Consider the following 10,000-nt stretch of genomic DNA (forward strand, 5'->3'; position numbering starts at 1 on the left):
AGTTGTATGGTTCACGAGATGTATTCCGCAGAAGACATCGAACTTACAAGAAGACAGTTTCCAGGCGTTACCGTGATCTCTCACCCCGAGTGTAAAACCGAAGTCGTGGATCATTCCGATTATTCCGGTTCCACTTCTCAGATGAGCGATTTTATCCGTAAATCTGGAGCGAAGAATATTTTCCTAATTACGGAATGTTCTATGGGAGACAATCTGCGTTCCGAATTTCCGGATCGTCATTTCGTTTCCACTTGTCAGGTTTGTCCTCACATGAAACGGATCACTTTGGAAAAAATCAGAGACGCGCTTTTGTACGATCAGTACGAAATTCATCTAGATCCGGAAGTGATAAAAAAGGGGAGAATGTCCGTTCAAAGAATGTTGGATCTTTCTTTTAAGAAGTAAAAACTCTTGCGAACTTTGAGATCTACTGTGAAAAAATATCTCTACACGATCCGGCAAATTTCTAAAAAACGTGGGAGTTTCCATGTTTTTAGGGATCAGATTTCAGTAAATTTACAGAAGAGGAAAATTAATCTTTGTTAAAGTCTGATCCCTCTATTAGGAAAAAGTAACTGAGCCCTGATTTCTATACACTGACATCTAAAAAGTTCTTACATTTTGAGGTTTTGGGACGGCTTTTAATCTTTTCAAAGATGATTATCTGAGAAAAAAATTAAGTTGAAGGGAAAGACTATTGACATTTTTTGGATCGAGTAAACGCGGAATGACAGTATCGTGAATCGATTTCAAATTCATAATTTAGGAATATTGAATGTTTAGAATTGGAAACGGAATCGATTTTCATAAATTGGAGATCAACGCCGACCGTCCTCTGATGCTCGGAGGAATCGAATGCGAATCCGAGTTTGCGCTTGTAGGTCATTCCGATGCGGACATTATTTTACATGCGATCTCTGATGCGATTTTAGGGGCTTTGGCTTTGGGGGATATCGGTCAATACTTTCCCGATACCGATCCAAAATTGAAGAACATCGATAGCAAAATCATTCTCGCGAAATGTTTGGAACTGATGAAGGAAAGAAATTTCCAACTCGTCAACGTGGATTGCACCGTGATCGGAGAAAGACCCAAAATAGCGCCCCTCAAAGAAAAAATTACGAAATCCTTATGTAGGTTATTGAATCTTCCGGCGGACTGTGTTTCCGTCAAGGCTACCACCACCGAAAAAATGGGGGCTTTGGGGCGTCAGGAAGGGATCGGAACGTTTTGTACGATTCTTTTGGGGAAAAAGTCTTAGAATCTGTCCCTGTCTCAAAACTTTAAAATATAGAAACTACTATAATTCTTATCAATAGATTTGAATTTATAATTTAACGTGAGTTCGGTATAACAAATGCGAAAGCAATTGTAGTGGAAATTCCGAAGGAATTGGAGCGAAAAGCGTGTTCGCGAGCCATTTAAGCTATGCAATCCGCAAGCTGCGATGACGACACGACCCGCAGAGCGACCCTTAGGAAAGCTCTGCGTTGAGTTCAGGGAGTCGTTGCACTTTAGTTTCTTATTCGCCCAGATTTTCTTACGCCGAACTCACGTTAATTTATGGTTCGTTTTCCGAAAATATCCCAGGTCGCTAAAATAAGGCCGGATAAAAAACCGAAACAAAGCAACTCCGGTTTACGAACTCGACCGAACCTATTTTTTTTCGAAATCCTCGAACGCGATCCTGGAAATTTCGGATTTTAGAATATTCTTTTTTTCTTTAATCGTTTTCGGAACTCGCATATCGATCTTATGAAGGGTCGACTTGGCGATCGTAATTTTTTTTCCTTCCAGACTTTCCATGATCACTTCCTTGTCGTCCTGTCCGATCTGCTTACCGTCCAAAATCGAACCGTCCCGTAAAAAAGCCCGATCCATCACTCCGCCTTGAGGATCGGGAATTACGGCTTCGACGTCCACGGAGGATTCGTCAAAACCTACGATTTTTACCTGGGTCAAAGGATCCCCCGATTTCAAATGGACGATAATTTTACCGGATACAGCCATATGATATAAGGTCTGATCGATGGAAATCTTTTCGGGATTCCAGTTACTGGCGTATAAGTTCTCCTCGCAGAATTCGATCGTTCTTGTCCGGCGAACCAAAGTGATCGCCCAACCGCCTAACGCGGTCACTACGTAGTCCTTCCAGTTGGTAACTTCGGTGACGCGTAACGTTTTTCCGGGTCCTGGCTCGGGTTCCGCTTTACGAAACACTGGAAGCAAACCGAACAGGAAAGAATACAAAGGTTCGACGGAGGCGACCTGGCAACTCGCGTCGACAGAAGCTAGAACAGTCCGATGACTTTTATCCGCGCTGACTCTTTGATCAATCTTGCAGTTTGCGAATAGGATCAGAATGGAATAGAAAAACAAAACATAAAATTTAAATTTCATACAAAACCACACCTCGAACGGAACTGGAATTTTACTGTTTGAAAGCGGATCATGAAAAGATATTGTACATGCAACGCAGAGCCTTGCCCTTGCCGTTTTTTGCCTGGACCGTTGTGTTACTCAATCCGCCGAATTGGATCACCTGCATGTTCGAAGCGGAACAGATGGACGAAGTCCAATAGTAACCGTTTACGGTTTGTGGGAACAGAATTTCGTTGACGGTGGTTCCGGAATTTGCGGGACACTGATCTGCAGTTCCACAAGAAGGTCCTTTGAAAAAACCGTTGCATACAACCAGGACGCTTAGTCGGTTGAAATCCCCGGCTCGAAATACGTTCATAGGAATATTAGGAGGTGATAATATTTGTTGCATCTCGAAACACGCATTTTGAAACGCGAAGTTTCCGTAGATGTCGCAAGACGCATCGGCAGTATCGCAGAAGACGATGTCTGTATTCGCTCCGTAATTATCGCTTTCGTTTCCCTTGCCCTTACAATCGTTGAAGCCCGGTCTCCAAACCTGACCATAAGAACATTTCGTCCAAAGATCCCCAGTCGGAAATAAAACGGTTCCGTTTACTCTATCTTCCGAAGGAGCGGGACTCACCGTCACGGTATAACTTTGAGTTTTTCCCTTGGAATCCGTAAACTTGTAGATTACGGGGTTGGTAAAATTCTGAACCGATGTTCCCGAAACTTGCGTTTCTCCATTCACTTCCAGTTTGGAATTTTCCGGAATCAAGAAGTTAGCCTTTAAGGCTGTGAGATCGGTTCCGTTCGGAACCGAAACGCTAACCATGGATGTGGGTTGGTTCTCGGTGATTCCTCCCGCGCAGATTCCGGCGATACAATAAAAGGGAAAAAGCGCGGAAAGATCTAAAGCGAACGCTTGGATTCCATCGGCGCGAGTGGGGATTCCATCGACGAGGTGTAAAACGGAAGAGACCGCAAGAAGAAGTTGTTCCTCGCAATTCGGGCAGTCTTCTTTCGCGGGGAAAACGGTATCAGTGACGAGTTTAGAAATAGGATTTAAAAAACAGTTCGCCAGGAATCCGCAGACAAAGAGAGGCAAAATAATTCGAAGAATTCTTCTCATATTAAAATTTTCCAATAAAAGCAGTGTATACCGATTGGAAATAACTTTCAGCTAAAAAAGGGCTTCTAACAAACGCATTATAAAAAAATTTCATGGAATCATTAAACGGACATAGGCGAGGTTCGTTTAGGATTTTTGAATACAGTAGAAAAACGCACTCCTAAGGTCCGATTGGTTTTGTAAACTTATGGGACTTCAGATTTCGCCGAAAGATTTAGGAAGAACTTGTAGTTTTAGGGATCCGGGACGTTAAAACTAAAATTTTCAAAAACATCTATCGGAGCTTTTTTGTAAATCAATGCGTCCGAGCCGTTTTCATAATAATGTTTTCTTATATGAATTCTTTGGAATCCGCAGGATTCATACAAAGCGATTGCCGGAAAATTCATAGAATCGACTTCCAGAAAAAACGTTTTGTCCTTTTCGAAACTCAGAAGATACTCCAAAAGTTCTTTTCCCTTTCCTTGCCTTCTCTGACGGGAATACACCGCGATTCGATAGATTTCTATCTCGTCACCGGCAAGTTTATAGAGAATGTAACAAAGATCAGTCGAACCGATTCCTGAAAACTCTCGAATGTGAGAGCATAACATTTCTTTTGTCCAGGCGTGACTACCGAAACAATTCTCTTCCAAGGCAAAGAGCCAATCCACATCAGTTTTATTGAGAACTTTTATATCCAAAATAGAAAACTCACTTTGTTTTTTGGTCAAATTATAGTTGCTGAAGTTCAATATTCAATCAGGATTCGGTATTTGACTTTCGGATAGAATGACTGATTTCGGAAATTTTCTCTGAAGGATATGAATTGAGGAGTTAATATGAAAAAAATAGGTAAAATTGTATATGCGGTTCCCTTTGCGATTTTTGGATTATTTCACTTTATCTCGGGTCCTGCGATGACAGGGATCGTTCCTTCCTATATTCCTTTTCCGATCGTTTGGGTTTATGTAACCGGGTTGGCTTTGATTGCGGCTTCGGTTTCTGTGATTACCGGAATTAAGACGTATTTGGCGACCATTCTTCTTGCGGTTCTTTTGGGAATTTTTGTGGTCTTGGTTCATCTTCCGGGTGCGGCTACGGGAAATCAGGCTTCCACAATCGCACTTTTGAAAGATGTTTCTCTTTTAGGAGCGGCTCTTCTGATTGCAGGAACCGCAAAAGACTGATTTTTTCCTCTAAAAAGCGGGGAAAAACTCCGCTTTTTCTTTTTTTTCGAAAATTCAAACCGCAGTTTCCATTTCTAAAACCGCATCAATTAGGGGAGAAGGGATTTTTTCCTTAAACCGATACTCATAGAAAAGGGTCGATTCTATCCTAGGAAATCGTATGTTTCAAAATATCCTGCATCTGATCTTAGCTTTATTAAGAATTCAAATTTTCTTTTATAAAAATTTTGGAAACCTCCAATCCGGTTCTAAGGATTCGGCTTTCTACAAATCCATTCACCGTGTTGAATTCAAAGACATAGATTCCGATTTTCCATGGAAGCGGATTCTTTTATTCTTATTCTTGTTCGTTTTTGTTTCCTGTGAAAGGTCCAAAAATTTCGGATTTCAGAATCGGGGAGATAGGCCTCCGGCTGTGGAAGATTTGGAAGCGTGGAAAGAGAGACTTGCGATGGAGGAAGCGGAGATCGTAGAATTGGAAAAGAAAATTTCTTCAATGGCTCAAAAGACAAGATCTGCGGGCGCTCTCAGTTGGAAAATTGCCCAGGGTTATATGAAAATCGGCAACTACGATATGGGAGTCAAATTTTACAACCGAGCGTTGAAAGAAAACAACGAAGGAAAAAAAGTGGAAATCGTAGGTGCGGAACTTCATTTTTTCGAACCTGCGATTCCATTTTTTGAAAAAGCACTTCTTCTAAAACCGATCGATCAGCAACTCTTGTTCGAAACTGCCCTCGCTTATGCGAACGCTTCGAAAGACAGAGGTTGGGAGACCGTAAGAAGACAGATCGCGATTGATCTTTTCACTCATCTGGCCATTCAGGATCCCCGTGATTCGCGGTTCCCGTTTCAACTCGCTCTTATCTATTTCGATTCTTCCATGTCGGATTCTTCCTGGGAAGGTGTGTCGGTCGGTTTTCACGATCAGGACAAGGCTCTTCGAATCCTAGATGATATTATCAAAAAAGAATATAAAAATGTTCCGGCCCGTTTTGCCAAAGCCAACTTCTTGTATCGTCTCGGTAGGACGGAAGATTCCAAAGAAGAATATCTAAAGGTCAAAAAAACGATCGAGGAATTGAACGACGCCGGTCTCGTTCGCGGCGGTCTTGAAAAGAACGATTCGTATCAAAACGTACTTCAAAACCTGAAAAAAATCGAAGAGAGTTCCTCGAAAGCGGAATGAATCCTCTCGTTCTCGCCGATTCCAACGTTTCCAAGTTCTGTTTGAAGAATAGAATATTCGAAAAATTGAATTCTTGGGTAAGTTTGAGCGAATACTTGGAACGTTTCCTCCCTTCTTCCGTTTTGCAGGAGGCTTTGTATGCCTCGGAAAAAATTTCGAACAATTTAAAAAAGACCGGATTTTCAGTTCTTTCTTTTTTTGATCCGGAATATTCTTCTCTTTTAAAGGAAATATATGATCCTCCATTGATTTTGTTTTATAAAGGAAATTTGAATATTTTAGATCTATCCTTTGCGGCGGTTGTAGGTACGAGAAATCCTTCTCCGATTTCCTGTTATGCGGCTGAATTGATTCCTTCCTATTTGAAGAAAAACGGCTTTTCGGGGATCGTTTCCGGTTTTGCCAAAGGAATCGACGCAACGAGTATGTATGCGGCTTTGGACGAAGAGTTAGCAGTTATCGGAGTTATGGGGACCGGACCGGAAACGGAATATCCTTTTGAAAACAGAAAACTCTATCAGAGAATGAAGTATTCGAAACGAACTTTGATTTTGACGGAATATCCTCCCGGTCAAAAAATTTTGAAATATACGTTTCCAAAACGGAATCGAATCGTGACCGGAATATGTAATTCCGTTTTTATTGTGGAAGCTCCTGAAAAATCGGGCGCAATTTCATCCGCGTACAACGCGTTGGAACAAAACAGAAATATTTTTATCTTTTCCGATCCGCGTCAGGCGAAAAATCAGGGAGGGGAAATTCTAATTCGAGATGGAGCGGTAAGTTTGGATCTGAATGATATCTCTTTTGGGATGAGAGAAGTTTTTCATATGAATCATCTTTTGCCGGATTCCCAATCGAAAATTCCGGGAATGCTTGCAGAACTTTCCAAGAAACGCTTTTCTGGTGAGTGGAAATCGATCGGTTCCGGTTACTATGCGAAAAAAACTTTTTTCCAACCTATTCTTCCGGGCCTCTAATCCGGTTCCCGCTTGGTCACTGGGATTTTATAGAATCATATTCGGTATTCTGCTTTTTATATTAGCATTTCGTTATTTTACAAACGGCTGGATTTCCAAATATTTTTTGGATCCGAATTTTCATTTCAAATTTTACGGTTTTTCCTGGATCGGAGTTTTTCCTGGTTGGGTTTTGTATCCTCTTTTTGTTTCGCTTCTTTTTTTTGCTGTTTTTATTTCCTTGGGAATCTTTTACAGGATTTCTGTTTTTTGTTTTTTTCTGATTTTTACGTACGTCAATCTTCTCGAAGTTGCGGTTTATCTCAATCATTACTATCTCGTTTGTCTATTGCTTTTTATTTTGATTTGGATTCCGGCAGATAGGGCTTTGAATATATTTCATATTTTTAGAATATTCAAAAGTGGATCGATTCAGGACATAGATCCGATTCCGCAATGGAGCCTTTATATACTTAGATTTCAGATTGGAGCGGTTTATTTTTTCGGAGGGATTGGCAAATTGGTTCCGGACTGGCTTTTCGACGCGCAACCGGTGCGAATCTGGCTTCTTCGTAATTCTGATATCCCGATTTTCGGTCCGATTCTTTCCATGTCGGCTACCGGATACTTTTTTAGTTATGCCGGTTTGATATTCGATCTTTCGGTTCCTTTCCTATTATTATTCCGCAAGACGAGAATGTTGGGATATTCTTTAGTTATAATATTTCATTTTTTGACTTGGAAGTTGTTTCCGATCGGAATGTTTCCTTGGATTATGATTTTGAACGCCACTTTGTTTTTCTCCCCGACTTGGCCGGTCGATCTGTTTCAATTTCTGAAATCCAAAAGTATGCTCCCGGATCGAGAGAACATTTTTCATTTTTTGTGGACCCGTTTCCCGATTCATTTTAAGAAATCGGTTTTGGCTTTTATCGAATCTTATTTATTTTTTTTAGAATCTAAATCCTCTATTTCGGAAAAGTTTGTTTTTTATAAAGTTGAGGCGCTGAGAAAAAAATTCGGTTTTCTTTTATCGGATCGTATTCTTCGTTATTTTTGGATTTTTTACGTTCTTTTTCAGTCTCTATTTCCTCTTAGGCATTTTTTATATCCGGGAAATCATCTTTGGACGGAACAGGGCTTTCGATTTTCCTGGCAGATCATGTTGGTTCAAAAGAACGGGATTGCTTCATTTCGAGTTGTGAACCAACAAACTGGGGAAACGAACGTAGTCCTTCCGGAATCTCACCTCAATGAAATCCAGAGGATTATGATGAGTTATCAACCGGATCTGATTTTGCAATTCGCTCATTGGGTCGGTAAAAATGAGAAGGAAAGAACCGCTCAAGAAGTTTCAGTATATGCGGATGTTATGGTTTCTTTAAACGGAAGGAAAAGTCAAGTCCTGATCGATCCGGAAAGAGATTTGATGAAGGTTTCCAATTCTTTGCTCAATAAAGAATGGGTTTTCTCCGGAGACGAGGAATAATTTTTTAAACCGAAGTAAAGGATCGCATGGATACGGTTCGATTCTGAAAACTATGATGAATAAACTTCACTTTCTCTTCGGGTTTCATCGCGCCTAAAACGTAAAAAATCGGTTCCAAATGTTCCGTGGTAGGTACCGAGAGTTTTGCAATGTCTCCTTTTTTTTGAAAATCTAAAATCTCTTTGTCGTTTCTGGACTCCAGCTTTTGTCGTATGAATTCATCGAACTCGATCGCCCAATCCGCAGGTGTCGCATTCATATCGTAAAAATCGGCTTTTTGCAGATTGTGAACGATGTTTCCACTTCCTAAGATTAAGGTTCCTTCTTCCCGGAGGGGTCGTAATTCTTTTCCGATCTCGTATTGTTTTTCGGGATTCAAGTTTGTATCTAGGCTCAATTGAAGTACGGGGATATTCGCTTTTTGAAATAGGAAACACAACACTCCCCAACTTCCATGATCAAGTCCCCATTCTTGTGTAGGTTGAGCGTTTATGGTTTTGAGTGAATTTTGAATCCGCTCGGCGAGTTTCGGAGATCCGGAAGGTCGATATTTGACCTCATATAATTCCTGCGGGAATCCGTAAAAATCATAAATCTGTTTCGGCGGATCAGAGGCGGTCACATAAGTTCCTCTCGTTTTCCAATGAGCGGAAACGACGAGTATATTTTTCACCGTATGAAGTGTGGAGCCAAATTCCTTCAGGTTCCGAGTGAAGTCGGACGGAGTTACGAGGTTCATCGGAGAACCGTGTCCAAAAAATAAAACCGGATTTGTCATAGAAATCGATATTGAAGTTTCCTTGTTGAATTTTATATTTCTATTTTAGACCTTTCTTATCTATAGAAAATATCTTTGTTGATGTTTTTTAAGTTTCAAATTTCTTCGTAAAACCTCTATTTAGCGATTGGAATCCAAATTGAAGGATTAAAATCTTAAGGATACAATAGCCGTGACCGAAGTCAACAATCCTCACGATCGATTGATCCGAGAAACTTTTCAGGATAAAAAAGAAGCCGCCATATTTTTTAAAAACACATTACCGCCTGAAGTAGTGAAATTACTGGATTTAGAAAACTTAGAACTCTCCGAATCCAGTTTCATTTCAGAAGAACTCAAACAAGAACAAACAGATCTATTGTTTCAAATTCCTCTCAAGTCTGGAAACAGAACTAATGTGTATCTACTTTTCGAACATAAAAGTTATTTAGATAACTTTATCTATATCCAGCTACTCGGTTATCTTACTGAAATCTATAGAAACCAACAAAGAAACGGGGAACCGATTTCCGTGGTAATCCCGTTCGTTTTTTATCATGGTGAAAAAGAATGGAAGATAGGAAATCGATTTTTAGATCAGTTCGTTTTAACGAATCAGGAAATTGATATTCTAAAAGACTTTATCCCCGATTTTAAAATAGATTTGTTTGATCTAAAAGAAATAGAACTAAAAGATAAATTAGAAAGTATTACCTTTCAAGTCACTCTGGGAGTCGTTCAAAAGATTCGAGAAGGAGATTTTGAATTTATTTCTCATTTGCCTGGACTTTTTTCTCTGTTACTAGAGATCAAAGAGGAATCGAAAAGAGTTGCAATTTTAAGAAAACTGTTATTGTATATCTATTGGGTTCGAGATTTCAAACCTTCAGAACTCAAAAGAATCTTCCAAATATCCAAAATAGAACTATACGAGGAATTGA

Annotated in this window: 11 protein-coding genes (2 of these 11 running past the window's edge); 7 read left to right on the top strand and 4 right to left on the bottom strand. The window is 40.1% G+C overall.

Annotated features, from left to right (window positions below; genetic code table 11):
* Positions 1-405 carry the 3' portion of a quinolinate synthase NadA gene (nadA, locus tag LEP1GSC062_RS02000; protein ID WP_010577118.1) on the top strand. 570 nt of this gene lie to the left of the window's left edge, so 405 of the gene's 975 nt are visible here — the last part of the coding sequence; the start codon falls outside the window, past its left edge; the stop codon is at positions 403-405.
* A gap of 370 nt (positions 406-775) precedes the next feature.
* Positions 776-1,261 carry a 2-C-methyl-D-erythritol 2,4-cyclodiphosphate synthase gene (ispF, locus tag LEP1GSC062_RS02005; protein WP_010577117.1) on the top strand — a complete coding sequence of 162 codons (486 nt, stop codon included), beginning with the start codon at positions 776-778 and terminating at the stop codon, positions 1,259-1,261.
* A gap of 395 nt (positions 1,262-1,656) precedes the next feature.
* Here the strand turns inward: ispF and LEP1GSC062_RS02010 are convergent, their stop codons facing one another.
* From LEP1GSC062_RS02010 to LEP1GSC062_RS02020, 3 genes are all read right to left on the bottom strand, one after another.
* Entirely contained in the window at positions 1,657-2,400 is a 744-nt protein-coding gene (locus tag LEP1GSC062_RS02010) for an LIC_13076 family protein (protein WP_010577116.1), read from the bottom strand.
* Positions 2,401-2,449: 49 nt separating this feature from the next.
* On the bottom strand, positions 2,450-3,496 hold the full coding sequence (locus LEP1GSC062_RS02015; RefSeq protein ID WP_010577115.1) for a hypothetical protein: 1,047 nt from the start codon (positions 3,494-3,496) through the stop codon (positions 2,450-2,452).
* A gap of 233 nt (positions 3,497-3,729) precedes the next feature.
* A complete protein-coding gene (locus LEP1GSC062_RS02020; RefSeq protein ID WP_039940941.1) occupies positions 3,730-4,179 on the bottom strand; it encodes a GNAT family N-acetyltransferase in 450 nt (149 codons plus the stop codon).
* Positions 4,180-4,317: 138 nt separating this feature from the next.
* Here LEP1GSC062_RS02020 and LEP1GSC062_RS02025 point away from each other — a divergent pair, with 138 nt between their 5' ends.
* From LEP1GSC062_RS02025 to LEP1GSC062_RS02040, 4 genes are all read left to right on the top strand, one after another.
* On the top strand, positions 4,318-4,665 hold the full coding sequence (locus LEP1GSC062_RS02025; protein ID WP_010577113.1) for a DoxX family protein: 348 nt from the start codon (positions 4,318-4,320) through the stop codon (positions 4,663-4,665).
* Between the two features lie 160 nt (positions 4,666-4,825).
* Positions 4,826-5,854, top strand: coding sequence for a tetratricopeptide repeat protein (locus LEP1GSC062_RS02030; protein WP_010577112.1), 1,029 nt, complete (start codon positions 4,826-4,828; stop codon positions 5,852-5,854).
* Entirely contained in the window at positions 5,851-6,834 is a 984-nt protein-coding gene (locus tag LEP1GSC062_RS02035; RefSeq protein WP_010577111.1) for a DNA-processing protein DprA, read from the top strand. Before LEP1GSC062_RS02030 ends, LEP1GSC062_RS02035 begins: the two co-directional genes overlap by 4 nt.
* Positions 6,791-8,302, top strand: coding sequence for an HTTM domain-containing protein (locus LEP1GSC062_RS02040; RefSeq protein ID WP_020983195.1), 1,512 nt, complete (start codon positions 6,791-6,793; stop codon positions 8,300-8,302). The genes LEP1GSC062_RS02035 and LEP1GSC062_RS02040 overlap by 44 nt, the downstream gene beginning before the upstream one ends.
* Positions 8,303-8,306: 4 nt before the next feature.
* On the opposite strand, the gene ygiD is transcribed toward LEP1GSC062_RS02040, so the two are convergent.
* On the bottom strand, positions 8,307-9,080 hold the full coding sequence (gene ygiD / locus LEP1GSC062_RS02045; protein WP_010577110.1) for a 4,5-DOPA-extradiol-dioxygenase: 774 nt from the start codon (positions 9,078-9,080) through the stop codon (positions 8,307-8,309).
* A 172-nt stretch (positions 9,081-9,252) separates the two neighbouring features.
* On the opposite strand from ygiD, the gene LEP1GSC062_RS02050 reads away from it, so the two are divergent.
* On the top strand, positions 9,253-10,000 hold the 5' portion of the coding sequence (locus LEP1GSC062_RS02050) for an Rpn family recombination-promoting nuclease/putative transposase (RefSeq protein ID WP_010577109.1). The gene runs 179 nt beyond the window's last position; only the first 748 of its 927 coding nucleotides appear in the window; its start codon is at positions 9,253-9,255; its stop codon lies beyond the right edge, outside the window.

This window comes from Leptospira alexanderi serovar Manhao 3 str. L 60 (assembly GCF_000243815.2).
Taxonomy (GTDB): Bacteria; Spirochaetota; Leptospiria; order Leptospirales; family Leptospiraceae; genus Leptospira; species Leptospira alexanderi.

Coding starts and splice junctions, on each gene's coding strand:
- ispF (WP_010577117.1), top strand. CDS start 776: ATGTTTAGAATTGGAAACGGAATCGATTTTCATAAATTGGAGATCAAC.
- LEP1GSC062_RS02010 (WP_010577116.1), bottom strand. CDS start 2,400: ATGAAATTTAAATTTTATGTTTTGTTTTTCTATTCCATTCTGATCCTA.
- LEP1GSC062_RS02015 (WP_010577115.1), bottom strand. CDS start 3,496: ATGAGAAGAATTCTTCGAATTATTTTGCCTCTCTTTGTCTGCGGATTC.
- LEP1GSC062_RS02025 (WP_010577113.1), top strand. CDS start 4,318: ATGAAAAAAATAGGTAAAATTGTATATGCGGTTCCCTTTGCGATTTTT.
- LEP1GSC062_RS02030 (WP_010577112.1), top strand. CDS start 4,826: ATGTTTCAAAATATCCTGCATCTGATCTTAGCTTTATTAAGAATTCAA.
- LEP1GSC062_RS02035 (WP_010577111.1), top strand. CDS start 5,851: ATGAATCCTCTCGTTCTCGCCGATTCCAACGTTTCCAAGTTCTGTTTG.
- LEP1GSC062_RS02040 (WP_020983195.1), top strand. CDS start 6,791: ATGCGAAAAAAACTTTTTTCCAACCTATTCTTCCGGGCCTCTAATCCG.
- ygiD (WP_010577110.1), bottom strand. CDS start 9,080: ATGACAAATCCGGTTTTATTTTTTGGACACGGTTCTCCGATGAACCTC.